14 protein-coding genes are annotated in these 16,622 nt (G+C 39.9%); 7 read left to right on the top strand and 7 right to left on the bottom strand.

All coding sequences use genetic code 11. The features are described from left to right. Positions 1-303 precede the first annotated feature (303 nt). The 3 genes from BBP83_RS12110 to BBP83_RS12095 all read left to right on the top strand — a co-directional run bounded on the left by BBP83_RS12110 (position 304) and on the right by BBP83_RS12095 (position 3,400). Positions 304-531: a hypothetical protein gene (locus tag BBP83_RS12110; RefSeq protein WP_068888905.1), complete on the top strand. Its 228-nt coding sequence runs from the start codon at positions 304-306 to the stop codon at positions 529-531. A gap of 452 nt (positions 532-983) precedes the next feature. Then, positions 984-2,369 carry a methylenetetrahydrofolate reductase C-terminal domain-containing protein gene (locus tag BBP83_RS12105; RefSeq protein WP_068888903.1) on the top strand — a complete coding sequence of 462 codons (1,386 nt, stop codon included), beginning with the start codon at positions 984-986 and terminating at the stop codon, positions 2,367-2,369. Between the two features lie 386 nt (positions 2,370-2,755). Next, complete coding sequence (locus tag BBP83_RS12095) at positions 2,756-3,400, top strand: hypothetical protein (RefSeq protein ID WP_068888899.1); 645 nt, start codon at positions 2,756-2,758, stop codon at positions 3,398-3,400. A 38-nt stretch (positions 3,401-3,438) separates the two neighbouring features. On the opposite strand, the gene BBP83_RS12090 is transcribed toward BBP83_RS12095, so the two are convergent. Next, a complete protein-coding gene (locus tag BBP83_RS12090) occupies positions 3,439-4,623 on the bottom strand; it encodes an MFS transporter (RefSeq protein WP_068888898.1) in 1,185 nt (394 codons plus the stop codon). A gap of 240 nt (positions 4,624-4,863) precedes the next feature. Here BBP83_RS12090 and soxR point away from each other — a divergent pair, with 240 nt between their 5' ends. Beyond that, a complete protein-coding gene (gene soxR, locus BBP83_RS12085; protein WP_068888896.1) occupies positions 4,864-5,376 on the top strand; it encodes a redox-sensitive transcriptional activator SoxR in 513 nt (170 codons plus the stop codon). A gap of 6 nt (positions 5,377-5,382) precedes the next feature. Here the strand turns inward: soxR and BBP83_RS12080 are convergent, their stop codons facing one another. Beyond that, positions 5,383-6,315, bottom strand: a complete 933-nt coding sequence (locus tag BBP83_RS12080) for a DMT family transporter (RefSeq protein WP_068888894.1) — start codon at positions 6,313-6,315, stop codon at positions 5,383-5,385. 909 nt (positions 6,316-7,224) lie between these two features. Between BBP83_RS12080 and BBP83_RS12075 the strand changes: the two genes are divergently transcribed. Genes BBP83_RS12075 through BBP83_RS12065 form a run of 3 tightly spaced genes read left to right on the top strand, consistent with a single transcriptional unit; the run spans position 7,225 to position 10,142 of the window. Then, complete coding sequence (locus BBP83_RS12075) at positions 7,225-8,352, top strand: Re/Si-specific NAD(P)(+) transhydrogenase subunit alpha (protein ID WP_068888892.1); 1,128 nt, start codon at positions 7,225-7,227, stop codon at positions 8,350-8,352. 11 nt (positions 8,353-8,363) lie between these two features. Further along, positions 8,364-8,684 carry a proton-translocating transhydrogenase family protein gene (locus tag BBP83_RS12070; RefSeq protein WP_068888890.1) on the top strand — a complete coding sequence of 107 codons (321 nt, stop codon included), beginning with the start codon at positions 8,364-8,366 and terminating at the stop codon, positions 8,682-8,684. A gap of 3 nt (positions 8,685-8,687) precedes the next feature. Continuing rightward, positions 8,688-10,142: an NAD(P)(+) transhydrogenase (Re/Si-specific) subunit beta gene (locus BBP83_RS12065; RefSeq protein WP_068888888.1), complete on the top strand. Its 1,455-nt coding sequence runs from the start codon at positions 8,688-8,690 to the stop codon at positions 10,140-10,142. A 401-nt stretch (positions 10,143-10,543) separates the two neighbouring features. Here the strand turns inward: BBP83_RS12065 and rsfS are convergent, their stop codons facing one another. The 5 genes from rsfS to BBP83_RS12040 form a co-directional block, all read right to left on the bottom strand. Beyond that, complete coding sequence (gene rsfS, locus BBP83_RS12060) at positions 10,544-10,942, bottom strand: ribosome silencing factor (protein WP_068888886.1); 399 nt, start codon at positions 10,940-10,942, stop codon at positions 10,544-10,546. A gap of 91 nt (positions 10,943-11,033) precedes the next feature. Next, a complete protein-coding gene (locus BBP83_RS12055; RefSeq protein ID WP_068888884.1) occupies positions 11,034-11,813 on the bottom strand; it encodes a hydroxypyruvate isomerase family protein in 780 nt (259 codons plus the stop codon). A 47-nt stretch (positions 11,814-11,860) separates the two neighbouring features. Continuing rightward, complete coding sequence (locus tag BBP83_RS12050; RefSeq protein WP_068888882.1) at positions 11,861-12,730, bottom strand: NAD(P)-dependent oxidoreductase; 870 nt, start codon at positions 12,728-12,730, stop codon at positions 11,861-11,863. Between the two features lie 35 nt (positions 12,731-12,765). Continuing rightward, positions 12,766-13,554 carry a crotonase/enoyl-CoA hydratase family protein gene (locus BBP83_RS12045; protein WP_068888880.1) on the bottom strand — a complete coding sequence of 263 codons (789 nt, stop codon included), beginning with the start codon at positions 13,552-13,554 and terminating at the stop codon, positions 12,766-12,768. A 113-nt stretch (positions 13,555-13,667) separates the two neighbouring features. Beyond that, a complete protein-coding gene (locus BBP83_RS12040) occupies positions 13,668-16,475 on the bottom strand; it encodes a GacS-like sensor histidine kinase (RefSeq protein WP_068888878.1) in 2,808 nt (935 codons plus the stop codon). Between the last annotated feature and the right edge of the window lie 147 nt (positions 16,476-16,622).

The raw sequence follows: 16,622 nt of genomic DNA, 5'->3' as shown, positions 1-16,622 counted from the left end.
ATTTATATAAAACAATAATATAAAAGGTTAGGAGTTCTAACCATTTTTAGAGGTTAGAACGAACCACAATCTAACCAGTTTCTAACCTTTTAAAAATAGTAATTAATCTATATATATTATATATTTAAATACTGTTTTATAAATTTCTAACTTTTCTAACCTCTTTTTTTTCTCACCTGAAATTTTAAAAAATATTAAAATCACATGGGGAGAACTTCACCAGACTTTGACCATTACTGTCATCTATATGTGTGTGATCTCTACAATCTGATATATTTTCTGTACTGTTACTGGAGATTTGTCATGCATACCGAAGAATTATTTGAACTGTTTTTTAAACTATTAGATCCAGACATGCATCCTCCAAAGCTTTATCAGCGTGGTGACTTAAAAATGTTTTGGCGTGAGCGTTTTTCGGAAGCATTAAGTTTGCAAGAACCACATGGTGCAATGATGGGGTATGTAGAGTTGCCAAAAATATTTTTGAAGACTTATAGAGCTGTTCAGGAAAAAATGGAGTCCTCTAAATAATAGGACCGATAGTTGTTTTGCACCGTATTTGCACCGTGGCTTTTATTGTTTTAATAAGCTACTGATTATAATTGAAAAATATGAAATGTTGTCTAGTCCATCATCGGCGCTACACTGATGCGTGGCTGAAGTTTATTTTCAATGGAATTAAGAAGAGTCATTAAAAATTACCTTGATTAGAACACGAGAATCGAAAGAAGCGGGCGATAGTTGCTTTGACATTGCGATTTGAAGGGAGGGAGAAAAGCCACTTCAAAAATTGGAGGCTATACTATCATAAAACAACCAAATGCAATTTAGATTTCTGATCCAGTCGTTTAGATAGGCTAAAGCATTTTCTAAAAGTATAAAGCCAATCTAGCTATTTTTCTTTTTCCCCGAATCTTTTATAATTTAGCTTGCCTTGCTTTTGGCAAGTCTTATTTCTTCTCTTGTATTATCTCCTATTTTTTATGTCTTTATTTATTGATAGTTTAAAAGCTCAGAACTTTTGCGTTTTGGTGGAATATCTGTGCACGATGAAAGTTGCTTTGCCAGTGCGATCATCCTTGGCAGGGTATCCTGTGTATATGACATGGGCAGATCGAGTGCAAACGGATGAAGATCCTAGCCCCCTAGATGTGGCTCAAAATGCTCCAGAAGGGACTGAGCAAGTATTGCACTATTCGGGCAAAGGTCGAGATATTGCCAATTTTGAGCAGTTCTTAAAACAAGCCAAAGCATTAGGATTGCGTAATTTATTGTTACTGTCAGGGGATAAATTAAAGAACCATAATGATGGACATTTACAACCTGAGTTAAGAAGCCGTTATTTGGAATCGGTGAATATGGTTATGGCCGCGCGCCGTGATCCATCCTTGAATATTGGTGTGGCATTTAATCCGTTTAAATATGCAGAAGCAGAACGGGACGCACAATATTTTAAATTACAGAAAAAAATTCAGGCGGGTGCAGATTACATTATTACCCAATTGGGGTTTGATTTAGATGCACTGAAACAAGCGAAAAAGTTTTTAGAAAGTGTACATATCCAACGACCTATTTTAGCTTGTGTTATGCCTCTCACTTTAGCGCGTGCAAATTTTATGGTGAAACATAAGGTTGCGGGCATTGTTATTACACCGCATATGCTTAATGTTCTTGCGGAAGAAAAAGAAACAGGATTCACAGAGCGAGTTTACTTACGCTGTGCATTACAAATTCTAATCTGTAAGCAGTTAGGTTTTGCAGGAATTCATCTTTCAGCGTGTCATAAAGCTGAAGAGCAAATGCGCTTAGAACGTTATCTTGAAGAATATGGTCATTTAGAATTAGACGCACTTGAATTGCTATGGAATTCTTTTTGGCAAGTCAAAACGGGTAAAGAATTTATGCCAACCCTGACTTCTTACTCACGTCAGCCCACATCCAGTCAAATCATTAAGTATCAACACTTACATTTTATGCATGATGCTTTTTTTGAATCTAAAATTGCAAAAGGTGTTGGAAAGTTAATTTTTAAAGCACAATTTTGGGAACAAGCGACGGTAGCAAAAGCGCTATTGAAAACCGAATTTGTTAGTAAGCATGGGGTGGTCGGCTGTGAAAGTTGTGGGCAGTGTCGCCTAGGCGATACGCTGTATATCTGTCCTGAAACTTGTCCCAAAGGTTTAGCCAACGGGCCTTGTGGAGGAACAACTTTAGACCGCTGTGAGTTTGGTGATCGGGAGTGTATTCATTCAGTCAAAGCACGTTTAGCCAAAGCGGTTGATCAGACCATTGTTTTAAAAGAAAAGTTGATTCCAACTGTGCCGATAGAAATACGGGGAACCAGTTCTTGGAAAAATTGGTACGTTTAATCGGTTGGTTTATTTGAAGCGAGGTTTAGGTATGGGACTTTGCTTCAAAACGTATTTAAAACTGATTTTTTTGCAAATATTTATACATGATGATTTTTAACATTTTAGGCGGGAAGCTCAACCAGATCGGAATTAAGACAAGACTGCATCATCTAAATGCTAATACATCGTACAGTTCATACAGATGGCGTGATATTTCCAGAACTGCAAAGTCAATGAACCTCATCATAGAAATTGCAGAACTGCTGATTAAAACCAAAGGGTTAAGTATTGCCACTCTTTATAGTTTATTCGGTGCATTCACCCGTCTATAGTTTATGGTTGAGCATTCATCTGAAATTAGTTATGTTGGTTAAAGAACAATAAAACAGAGTAGAGTGTGAAAAATGCTACTGTTAGAAGAAATATTTAAGAGTCGGAAGAATGAATTTTCTGAAATATATAATTTAAGGATTCATCGTGGACTGAGTTGGCTGAAAAAAGCCAATGAACTAGATGATGATTTAGAACTGCAATTTATGAGCCTTTGGGTGGCTTTGAATGCCATTCATGCACAAGATTCTACGCAGGTTGAAAATGAACAGAATTTGTCTCAGTTTATTCAGTCAATTTTTCAAAAAGATATAGGGGCTAAAATTAATCATCTTTTATGGGGCAAATTGCATCAGCCTATTTTACAGTTATTCAATAATTGCTATGTGTATCAAGAGTTTTGGGATTATCAAAATCAAAAAATTACGGCATTGGTGTGCCAACAGGGCTTAGAACGTAAAAAGCATAAGTTGCACACTGCATTAGAAAATAAATTATCAGTCGATATTTTGCAGGGTGTATTTCATGGCCTGTATACATTGCATCATCAGTTAGTGCAGGGCGGTGCTACGTACAATAGTGCTGTGAATCGCAAACAGTTACAGGACAGTTGTCGAATTTTAAGTAGCTTAATGCCCGTTTTTATTTTGCTGTTATTAGAAAATGCGCAAAGCATGGACTCAAAAAAACCGTTTTATCCTTTAGTACAAGTCTGTTAATACTGAAAAGGAAAATAGCCCAAATCTGGGCTATTTTTTTAAGCATGTTTTAGTTGATAGCGATGATCGATTAAGGTAAAAAAGCCAGCCAAACTGACTAAAATAATTCCTGTAACGCAGCTTGCGAACCAACTGCCATGATGCCATGCATATACACCTAGTGCAGAACCACAAGCGCCCCCAATAAAATAGATGGTCATATAAATGGCATTAATACGTGAGCGTGCAGTGGGATTCAGTTGAAAAATCACACTTTGGTTGCAACTGTGTACCATTGCAAGTCCAAGACTGATGAGACCATAGCCAAAGGTGTAGCTGATTAAGGAATGTCCGCCCATATATAAGAGCAACCAACTGACAGCTAAGATGGCGCAACCTACCCAAGTCAATTGGGTGTTATAACCATGGCTTGCCCATTTGCCAATCCACTGCGTAGACAGTGCACCAAAAACACCAACTAAAGTGAGTACCCCGACCCAAACATCGGCCAAAGAAAAAGGCGGTGCAGTCAATAACATGGCGATGGTTGAAAATAGAATACTCATGGTGGCAAATGCACATCCACCAATGATAGAGCGATAGACCAAACGTCGTTCTTGAGTCAGTAATTGCACCATCGAGTGAAAAATGCTGCCATAATTCATACGAGTCGTACTAACGGCGGGAAGCTTACGCATTAAAATACTGGCAATAATGAGCATTAATATAGCGCTAAAGATATAAATCACTTTCCAATGAATAAGATTAGAAAATAACCCCGACAAACTGGTCGAGAGCAAAATACCGACCAATAAACCACTCATCAAAAAACCCACCACTTGGCCAATTTTTTCTGGACGTACAGCAACAGTCACTAGTGGAATAAGCACTTGGGCTGCCACAGAAAATAATCCTGTAATTATTGTTCCAATCCAAAGCATGGTCAAATTGACCGAAAGTGCACAAATACTTAAACCAATTGCAGCCCCCAACATGAGCAAAGGAATAAATTTGGTTTTATTGACAATATCCCCCAAGGGAACAATAAATAGCAGACCAAGGGCATACGAAATTTGTGCAAAAGTGACCGTCAGTGCCACTTGGGACTGCGGTACATTAAAAGAATGTTGAATTGAATTAATCAGTGGTTGGCAATAATAGTTTGCACCAGCGCATAAACCACAGGCAATGGCCATTAACCAAAGTAATGATTTATCTGAACTGATATCGATAGAAGACTTCATATTTATCCTTGCTACGACATTATGGGCAATAAGCCGTCGCTTCTATTTCAATTTTAATGCCTGCCAATGCAAGGCAAGGTGACTATACCCAAAGGGCTTAGGATTATACAGGGTATTGGGATTCAATATTTGTATAGGTGAGGAGCAGAGTTGATACTTGATTGCGCAACATATTTTTCCTGCATCGATTCAAATTTTTGCTAGTATCAAAGCTCAAGTTAACTTGAGGTCAAGAGAAAAATGCAGGAAACAGATCATCTTTGGTTAAATATTGGCGAATTGGCCAAACGCAGTGGTGTAAGTGTGGCAGCACTTCGTTTTTATGAAGAAAAACAACTGATTTGGAGTACTCGAACTGCGGGAAACCAACGGCGTTATCAACGTGCGATGCTCCGCCGCGTCGCTATTATTAAAATCGCGCAACAGGTTGGCATTCGTTTACAACAAGTACATGACGCGTTTGAGGCGCTTCCAAAACAGAAAATTGCCAGTAAAGCGGACTGGCAAGAAATGTCTCGGCGTTGGCAACAACAGCTAGACCAGCACATTATTCATTTACTGCAAATGCGTCAGCAGTTAGATCAATGTATCGGTTGTGGTTGTTTGTCATTAACGCAATGTCCGTTACGAAATCCTGATGATCAGTTAGGACGTGATTCTGCTGGCGCACATTTTCAGCAAGTGCTCATGAGTCTAAAAGACCTACCTACTCATTTAGCTGATGATGAATGGGATGAAACGAGCCACGTGTAAGATATTTTACTTGGTATGTGCCAGTTTCTTTTTTGACAGCGTAATCATCAGTACGCCTAAAATATTTAACAGACAACCCATCCACTGAATTGTATTTAGATGTTCATCTAAAAAAGCGACAGCCAGTAAAATGGTTAAAATTGGCCCAATAGAAGCAATCATGGCAGATTGAGCAGCCCCTAAGCGCACAATACTTTGCATCATTAAAATAGTAGGTAACACCGTCACAAAAAAGCCTAAGGCGACCCCATAACCCAACACGCTTAACGGTAACCGTTGTAATAATTGTACGGGTTCAGGAATGGTTAGAGCAAAATGAACCAGTGTGCCCATACAGGCAATACTGAGCGCTAAGCCTGTAAAGTGCCACGACCCAAATTTCAGCATAAGCTTGGGGGTCATAAGTAAATAGGCAGCAAAAGCCACAGCACTGGCAAAAACAAAACTTGCACCGAGCCAAAACCCACTTTCATGTGGGGTATGACTTTGTTCTTGTAACATCACAATCACGGTTCCGCCGTAACTGAGTGCAATCGCAAAGATGCTTTTTAAACTTAGTTTTTGTTTATAGATAAAACTTGAGGCAATTACTGTCAGTGTCGGATATAAAAATAAAATAATCCGTTCTAAAGACGCGCTGATATACATTAGACCCTGAAAATCTAACCAACTGGCCAAATAGTACCCGAGCAACCCTGCCACAATCAGTAAAAGCCAATCCTTCTGTTTAATGTCTGTATACGATTGACGACTGAACCAACAAATCAGCAGAAAAAAAGGCAATGCACTGGCCATCCGCAAAGCCATGAGTACCGTTGCATTGACTTCAGGGGAAAGTGCATAGGCCTGCTTAATAAAAATAGCCTTCGTGCTGAACAAAAAAGCCGCGCAGATTGCACAAAGTGAACCTACTTGAGTGCGGGTCAAAAATTGTTGCATGGATGATCATTCTTAATCTTGTAGAGGATATGAAAAACAGTATAAAAGGCCAAAGCTAAAAGTTGAAATGTAAAATAATTATGGACTCCATTGCCAAAAGGTATCGATGAAGAATACAAAAAGCACTGTATTGAGTTTTTTTGAGCTTTTAATCTGTGGAATTGACACGAATGAGCTCTAGCAAATGTGATGAATAACTGAAAAGCACTTTATTTGTAAGATAAGAAATTACTTTATGCACCAATATGAAGCGAATTAGGTCAATTTGACTAAAATATTGTGTGGGTCATCATGGTGCAAAATATTCAAAAAAATATTTTATTATTAATTTTTTACTTTATTTGACTTAATCTATATAAGAAAAATAAATATAAAACGACAATTGGGTGAATCGACATGAAACAGCTGACATTTAACCAAATCTGTAGAATTGACTAAAACCACCAGAAAAAACCTTCGATACAAATGAAATTTAGGCGTGATATTTTGTCATTCAAGTCAATGATAAATTTTTGCTCTTTGAAAGAGGCGAAAATGCAAGGGATTCTCTGACTTTGGAGAGTAACTCAAAGATTTTTGATCTATGCGTAAATTGTCAGAATCATCAATTCTTGTTTAGAGCATTAGCAATTTAGATGATTTTGGAACAATGGTTGGGGTTGGATTTATGACAAAAAACAAAAGTAGTATAAAAAATATTCATAGCATTAAAAATAAAAATGAATAAGTACAATATAACACCATATTTTTTATGAATCATCAGTTCAAAATATGGGTATTTATTAAATAAATATTGGGTGGTAATTTAGAAAACTTCAATTAGAATCCAAAAAATGAACAAAACATCCTGAGGGGAAGCATCGCTGACTTGCGATGTTTACTTTAAAAAAACTAGCTTGAGGAACGCTCATGCAGATCGGAATTCCAACCGAAACAGTCGTCGGTGAAAATCGTGTAGCTGCTACGCCAGAGACAGTAAAAAAGTTGATCAGCGCTGGTCATACCGTTGTTATTGAACGTGGAGCAGGGGTTAAAGCTGCTTACATTGATAGCGCATATGAGCAGGTTGGCGCCAAAATTACAGATGATGCCTTTACTGGTAGCCAAATTATTTTGAAAGTTCGTGCCCCAATGGGAAGCGAAATTCAAAAACTTGCGCCAAATACCGCAGTCATTGCAATGTTTGACCCCTACCGCAATCCAGAGTTGGAGCAATTTGCGACTCAACAAGTGTCTGCATTTGCGTTGGAATTGTTGCCACGAACCTTATCTCGTGCGCAAAACATGGACGTATTGTCATCTCAAGCCAATTTGTCAGGTTATAAATCTGTGCTTTTGGCAGGGGCTGAATATCAGCGCATGTTCCCAATGCTCATGACCGCAGCAGGGACTGTAAAACCTGCACGTGTTGTCATTATGGGTGTAGGGGTTGCGGGTCTACAAGCCATTGCAACAGCAAAGCGTTTGGGTGCAGTGGTTGAAGCTACAGACTTACGTCCGACTGCACGTGACCAAGTAGAATCACTGGGTGGGAAATGGCTAGACGTACCAATGTCAGCAGAAGAACAGCAAAAAGCTGCTGACGCTGCTAAAAATGGTTATGGTTGGATGCCGGGCGAAGACTATATTCGTGATCAAGCCATTATTGTGGATAAAGCTGTATCGAACGCCGATATTGTGATTACAACCGCATTATTACCAGGCCGTGATGCACCGCGTTTAATTAAAGCTGAAACTGTTGCCAAAATGAAACCAGGCTCTGTCATTTTAGATATGGCGGTCGAAACAGGTGGTAACGTCGAAGGTTCGAAGTGCGGTGAAACCGTTTTCACTGAAAATGGCGTGAAAATTTTGGGTATCCCGAATTTACCTTCGACTATTTCGACGGAAGCATCGGCACTATATGCACGCAATGTTTTTAACTTCTTAGAAACGTTGTTTGATGCGGATAAAAACTTCGTGATTAATCCAGAAGAAGAAATTCAAAAAGCCCTGCTAGTAACTCATAGCGGTCAAGTCCTGCTGAAGCGTGGTTAAGGAGAGTCATCATGGTTGAAACTATTACTATTTTCGTCTTAGCCATCTTTGTTGGTTACTACGTGGTTTGGGGTGTGACACCTGCATTACATACACCACTGATGGCAGTAACCAATGCACTGTCTTCGATTATTGTGGTTGGTGCAATGCTACAAACTGTGGGAATTCCAGGTGTAGTCGATGCAAATGTACAATTTCAAAGCATTAATGTTGTTAGCGTATTAGGTGCAGTGGCTGTATTTTTAGCCAGCATCAATATTTTCGGTGGTTTCGCAGTAACAGCGCGCATGCTTGAAATGTTCAAGCCGAAGCAAAAGAAAAAAGAGGGCTAAAACATGGAATTCATTCGAGAATATGCAGAGTGGTTCTACCTTATTGGTGCAGTCCTTTTCATTTTGACTTTACGTGGCTTATCAGGGCCTAAAACAGCAATTCAAGGCAACCGTTATGGCATGATCGCTATGGCGATTGCAGTCATCACGACTTTCTTTGTCGCAGATCATCCTGTTGTTTGGATGATTGGTGGCGCAATGGTGTTGGGTGCAGTTGTTGGTATTGCACGTGCACGTACTGTTCCAATGACGCAAATGCCTGAAACTGTTGCCTTGATGCATTCATTGGTGGGTTTGGCAGCGGTTTTAATTGCGATTGCTGCAATTTTACACAACAACCAATTGACTGCTTTGTTTGTAGAAAATGAAACTGCTTTAACTGCTGCAGGTGTACAGCATGTACATATGAGCAGTGTGCATTTGTTTGAATTGTTTGTCGGCTGTTTTGTGGGTGCCATTACTTTTACCGCATCAGTATTTGCATACGGTAAATTGGCTGCTAAAAAATGGGCAAAAACCATTTCAGGTGGTTGGGTTAAACCCGTTCAAGCGCTTATTTTTCTAGCAATGCTAGCTTGTGGTATTTACTTCTTTACCACAGGCAATATGAATGCATTCTGGGCAATGACAGTACTTGCATTGGTGTTTGGTTGGGTATGGATTGCGCCAGTTGGTGGCGGTGATATGCCAGTTGTGGTATCGCTTCTGAACTCATTTTCTGGTTGGGCTGCAGCAGGAATTGGTTTCACGCTAGAAAACAATATGCTGATTGTTGCAGGTTCTCTGGTGGGTTCTTCAGGTGCAATTCTGTCTTACATCATGTGTAAAGCCATGAACCGTTCAATCATCAACGTATTGTTTGGTGGTGCAATGGGCGGAACAGCCGTAGCTTCTGCGGACAAAGGCGAACAAGCACAGCGTAACCATCGTTCAGGTTCAGCAGATGACGCAGGCTTCTTGATGTCAAATGCAGACAGCGTTGTGATTGTACCGGGTTATGGTATGGCGCAAGGTCGTGCACAAAATGCTGTGAAAGAACTGTGTGAAATTTTAAAAGGACAAGGGGTCAAAGTTCGCTTTGCAATTCATCCAGTCGCTGGTCGTATGCCGGGTCATATGAACGTACTTTTGGCTGAAGCAGATGTGGCGTATGAAGATATTCTAGAGATGGATGAAATCAACTCTGACTTCCCTGCGACAGATGTTGTGTTAGTCATTGGTGCGAATGACGTAGTTAACCCTGCAGCCAAAGATGATCCGACGTCGCCAATTTATGGCATGCCAATTCTTGAAGCGCATAAAGCAAGAACGATTATGGTCATCAAACGTTCTATGGCAACAGGTTATGCAGGCTTAGACAATGACTTGTTCTATAACGAAAAAACCATGATGATTTTTGGTGATGCGAAGAAAGTAGTTGAAGATATGACCAAAGCCATTAATGGCAACGGACATTAATTGATTGCGTATCATGAAATAAAAAAACTACCTTAGGGTGGTTTTTTTATTACTACATTTATTGGAGACATAGTCTTAAAAACAGGTTTACATAAGTTAAAAATAAAGATTTTTTTATTTTTAGTATTGGGCGGGTTGCTGTAACTGCGAGCGTAATTATTTAAATATAAGTATTGAAAGTGGTTACCTTTATAGTAATTTTAACCATCACTCTACAGCCGTTATTGGTGATCTTCTATGAAATATTTCATAGATTTTATGTAGAAACTCTGAAAAATAAACTCGTTGCAAAGAGTGAAAACAACATGGAAGATTTTTTCCAAAAGCCGATTGACCTCGCTGAATATAAATAATAGACATTAAAAAAGCGGTCATGATGACCGCTTTTTTAAATCTTGTGCTTAAGCGACAGACTCAGGAGTTGTACGCCAAAGGCTTTCTAAATCATAAAACTTACGGGCTGTCGGCAACATGACATGTACAACGACAAGGCCGAGATCAACCAAGATCCACTCAGCATCACGTTCACCTTCAACACCAATTGGACGGAAGCCCGCTTTACGCGCTTCTTCAGCAACATTGTCTGCAAGAGATTTAATGTGGCGAGTAGATGTACCGCTTGCAATCACAATTGCATCAGATACGTTGCTGATTAAGCTGACATCTAGCTCTACGATTTCTTTTGCTTTTACATCTGCAAGTGCTTCACGCACCACTTCTAGACAAATTTGTACGTCTTTCTTTTGGGTGTTGGTTAGATCGTGAGAATTAGAAGCGCTGGGCGATGGTTCTAAATTCATGGAGGGCCTGATTTCCTGACAAATATTTATGCTCTAATATAGCGGTTTTAGTAATAAATTTCAAATCAACTAAGCATTGGTTTAAATGGGTTTAAGCAAAGTATTTGTCTTTCCAAGCAAAAGTTTTTTCAGAAGCTTGACTTGGACGGTATTCTGCAGCAATAAAACCGGTATATGGACTTTGTTTTAGCCATGTAAAGATAGATGCATAATTGATACTTCCAGTATCAGGTTCATGTCGTCCAGCACAATCTGCAAATTGGATATGTCCAATAAATTCAATATTTTCCTGAAGACCTTCAAGGATATCTTCACCCATCATGGCCAGATGATAGCAATCATATTGCATTTTTAGCGCTGGGTGTTGCACCGCTTCTAGCATTTCTTGTGCCTGAGCAATATTTTGCACTAAAAAGCGAGGCATATCTGTGCCATTAATCATTTCAAAAACAGGTTGAATACCTGTATGACTGAACATATGACAGGCCATTTTAAAATTGGCAGATAAAGTGTTTAGGCAGGGGAGAAGGTCTGCATCTTGAGGTTGTCTACCAGCTAAAATATTCACACTCGGTACATTTAACGCTGTGGCATAGGCAAGGGCTTTTTCTACAGCTTGATGAAATTCAATTTCTTTACCAGGTACGCCTGCTAAGCCATTACCGCCTTGCATTAAGTCACCCGCAGGCACGTTAATTAAGCAGAGCGTTAAGTCATGTACGGTCAATTGGGTTTGAATTTGTTCAATGCTCAATTCATATGGAAATTGGATTTCAACATGATTAAAACCCTGAGCGCGTGCCAATGCAAAGCGTTCAATTAAGGGCACTTCGGTAAAGATCATGGAGAGATTGACAGCAAGTTTAATCATATTGGCATTCCATGCAGATTTAAATTGATGAATCTAGCTTAGCAGGATTATTCAGCTTCAACATGCTGAATAATCGTGGCTAAATCTTTTTCGGCAAAGCCATTGGCTTGATGAGCCTGTAGTTGATTGAGCGCTTGCTGCGCCACAGGAATTTGAAGTTCACATTCGGTTGCCAGCTGAATTGCATTATTTAAGTCTTTAGATAGTGTTTGAACTTTCCATTGCACAGGTTCAAAGCTGTGTGAGGCCATGCGTGGGGCTAAAATTTGAAAAGGTTTTGAATCGGCAAAACCACCTGCTAAGGCAGGTGCCAATAAACGGGTATCTACGCCAGCGAGTCCAGCCAATGCAACGGCTTCGGCAATAAGTGTGCTATTGGCTGCCACAATCAATTGATTACAAATTTTAGTGGCTTGACCTGTGCCTGTTTCGCCCATACGGGTTACACGTTGTGAAAGCACATTATAAATTAGGGTTAAGTCTTGAATCGTTTGTGCATCACCGCCTGCAAAAATGACTAAAGTACCGAATTCGGCACCTGCTGTTCCTCCTGAAACAGGGGAGTCAATCCAGACCACCTGTTTTTGGGCAGCTTGTTGGGCCAATATTTGGGTTTGTTTTACCGATAAGCTAGAAAAATCGACCATCACTTGCTGTGCTTGAAGGTAGGGTTCAATTTGTGCATATACAGATGCCACAGCATGATCATCGGCCAGACAGCTTAAAATGACTGGATATTGGCCAATATGGGCAAGTTCGAGTGAACTTGCACCACTATCAATCAACTCGTCACAGGCCGTGGCGGTACGGTTCCAAACAGCAACATCGAAGCCTGCTTGAATTAATCGAGTCGCCATTCGACTGCCCATTAATCCCATGCCTAAGAAGGCAATTTTACTGTGACGGTCAACAATCATATTATTTCTCTATTTTACCCATACATCTGGTGTATTTATTGGAATTGGCGAGGTAAAAATTGAACGTCTGGATTTTTATCTTTTTTACGTGCCAATTTGCTGTTCTTACCTAAAAGTAATTTGAGTTGCCAGATTTTTTCGAGGCGCAAGGACTTATTTGAATTGTGTTGCATGGCATCTAAAACGCGCTTAACCGCAGTTAAAGCATCTGGTGAGCGGTTCAACATTTCTTCAGCCAAAGCTTGAGCTTTAACCAATGGTGATTCATCAAGATGGGTGACTAGACCAATGTCTTTGGCATAGTTGGCGTCAAAAATTCGTGCTGTTAATGTCAGTTCTTTGGCCAAGTCTAAGCCGATAATACCTTTCATTGTACGGCTAAGGCCCATATCAGGGACAAGCCCCCAGCGACTTTCCATAATGGACATTTGCGTGTTCGGATGTGCAATTCGAATATCCGCAGCCAATGCCAATTGCATCCCAGCGCCAAAGCAAAAGCCTTCAATGGCCGCAATCACAGGAACTGGTAAATCTTGCCAAATTAAAAACGCTTTTTGAAATAAGCTTTGTCCCGGTTTAATTAATTCCCATACAGCATAAGCAGTATTTTTAGGATTGTTTAAGTCAGAAAGGTCAATGCCTGCGCTAAAAACTTGCGCTTCACCTGTTAAAATCACACAGCGGATAGAGCGGTCTTTTTTGATGAGATTAGCAATACGCACTAATTCTTTTAATAGTGCAAAACTCATGGCATTGCGCTTATCGGGACGGTTCAAGCTGACCGTAGCGATACCGTTCTTTTTTTCTAATTTGACCAATGACATAGTGAAAACTCTTATTTTATCCAGATTTTGAGCATAGCATGCGCGCTCTTGGCATGCATGACAGCGCAGTCACGAATTTTAGAGCGCAAGATTAAGCCAAATTTTTTGTAATGCTATTGCTCATATTTACTTAAAATAGATTGTGCAACTTGTTGAACTTGATCCATCACCGTTTTTAATTCATCGGCACGGTTTAGGGTTTCTTGAACAAAGGCATCATCTGCTTTACGCCGTTCTTTACGTAATGTGGAAACAAATTGTTCAAAGCCACCCGCCACGTCTTGCAAAGCTGGTGTACCCACATAGCGGGTTGCACCATAGAGACGATGCAACACATGTTCGAGTTGTGGATAATCTTCAAGTTCAATCAGCTGTTCAATTTCATGTAATTCTTGCTGGAAACTATCCACCAACATTTTCAGTAAGTCGGTGGCTAAATCCTCTTTATTGGCGGCTAAATGTAGACTTTGTTGCCAATCTAAAATATTCGGATCGAGTGCATCAATGACAATTGCACGGTCTATGACTGGTGCTTTTTTAAAGTTTTCTGCAGTCCAATGGGTCAAAATTTGAATAATTTGTTCCATTTGAATGGGCTTGGTGACGTAATCGTCCATTCCGACTTGCAACAGTTTCTTTTTCTCATCTGAAAGTGCATGGGCGGTCAGTGCAATAATAGGTAAGCGCTTATGATTTTCAAAAGTCGATTCAAGTGAGCGAATGGCACGGGTGGTATCTACACCAGACATGACGGGCATTTGAATATCCATGAAGATTAAATCAAATGCCTTCGATTTACGTTCATGATTGGTTTTAATAATATCAATGGCTTCTTGGCCACTCAGTGCTTTGGTTGTGGTGACATTCAATTCTGCTAGTAGTGCTTCAAGGACAATTAGGTTCGGTAGATGATCATCGACAGCCAAAACATGTAAGCCTTGGCCATTAAAGTCTTCATGCTCATCGGCATCAAATACGACCTGATTACTGAGCAACTGAATGAGAGCAGTACGGCTGAGGGGTTGATGTAAAGGACGAGCACGGTATTCATTTAACATGTTCGGATCAAGAAGCATTTGATAACCGTACACGGCTAAATTTCCTGTATAGCGGGTACGAATTTCTTTTAACATGGCTTCTGTGTCGCCACTATGATCTACAATTAACCAAGTATTGTCTGATTGCTCAAGCTGATTCAATCTGCTGAATAAGTCTAAAATAGACTGTGCTTCAATATGTTGTGCATCGTAATTTTCTAAATAATGACGCAATACATGAGCTGTTGCAGGGTGAGCCAGATAAGAAACCACTTGCAAATTATTAAAGTGAGGATGGGCGATTTCCTCTTCTTTTTCGATGGCAAAGTTTGCGGTAAACCAAAAGGTTGAACCTTTTTCAGTTGGCGCACGTTCCTGATTATCTTCAAAGCCAATTTGCCCGTGCATCAAGCTGACCAATTGTTTTGAAATGGCTAAGCCTAAACCTGTTCCCCCGAATTGGCGGGTCACAGAGGCATCGCCTTGTGAGAATGATTCAAAGAGTTTTTTACGGTCTGTGCCACTTAAACCAATACCGCTGTCCTGTACACTAAAATGGAGCAGACTATGTTCAAGGTCTTCATGCTCAATACGTACACGTACAATAATTTCGCCATCTGGTGTGAATTTAATGGCATTAGAAATGAGGTTGGTCAGAATTTGTTTAAAGCGTAACGCATCGCCAATGACATGTTTGGGCACATGGTCGGCATAGTAAAACGTCATATTGATGTGCTTTTGCGCGGCCAATGGCGACAGCATATCCATCACATCAAATACCGCTTCTTCTAAATCGAAAGGTGCGGTTTCAAGTTCGAGTTTGCCTGCATCAATTTTAGAAAAATCCAGTACGTCATTAATCAGTGCCAATAAGTGTGCTGAAGATTTACGAATGGTTTGTAGATATAAATTTTGTTCATTACTTAAATTGCCTTGGCGGAGCAATAAATGAATGAAGCCATCAATACTGTTTAAAGGGGTACGAAGTTCATGACTGATATTGGCCAAAAATACCGATTTCGCTTGATTGGCAGAAATTGCTTGGTCTCGTGCTTGACGATAGGTAATATTTTGCACTTCTAAAGTATCAAGTGTGCGCCGTAAATCATCTTCGGTTTGTTCGGTATGTTCACGCAGTTCTAGAAAGCTAAAATGTAGACGTTTCACCACATTGGCAATATCGCGTTGTAGCAGGCGCAGTTCGCCCGTACTGTTGATAATCATGTGCTGATCTAAGGTGTCGGCATTTAAACGTTGTAATTGCATCCGAATTTCATACATCGGCGCAATCCAGCGGCGCGAGTAAAAATTCAGACATAGCAAAAGAAGCAGTAGGGTGAGTAAACCTGTAGCGATTAAAACAATAAGTACGCGATAATGCGCAATTTCTAAAGGTTGATTATCTAGTTCGACCAGTAACCAGTAAGGCGTATTGGTTTCATCGGTAATTTTAGAAGCATATACATTATTTTTATTAAAATGAATTGGGCCACTAAAACTGGTTTTGCTGTTGATGGTTGGCCATACGTCTAATTCTTCTGGGCCAATATTCAGCCGATTTTTTCCTTTACTGTCGACAATAGCCGCACGAATTAAATATTTTTCATTTAGCATGTTCTGCATGCCAAAACGAGCTTGGTCAAATTGCCAAGGATATTGTCGTAATAAATTAAGTGCGCTTTCTGCGGTGGGTTGATAGCGTGTTAAAATCGCAATTGCCATTTGGCGTTGCTGTGCTTTGGCTGCATTGGAGGTTTCTGTAATAACCAACATTGCCCCAACACATGCCAATATGGTGATTGGCACAAAAATAAGTGCAATGAGTTGCCCATAAGCATGGTTTAAGTGTAGACGTTTAAAAAGCTTTTTGTTGATCGTCGGCATGGTGCAAGCAGTTTATTCCTTATGCATCGCATATTAACATGGATTATTTAAAACTGATTGCGCTTTAATCACTTTCAAGAAAAAGCCTATCCAATGGGTGCAGGCAAAGTTATTTTTTCATACAATAGGCGCACCTCGATATAGGTA

This window comes from Acinetobacter celticus (assembly GCF_001707755.1).
Lineage (GTDB): Bacteria > Pseudomonadota > Gammaproteobacteria > Pseudomonadales > Moraxellaceae > Acinetobacter > Acinetobacter celticus.
The sequence above is the reverse complement of the archived record's forward strand: the minus strand, read 5'-3'. Positions and strand labels throughout refer to the sequence as shown.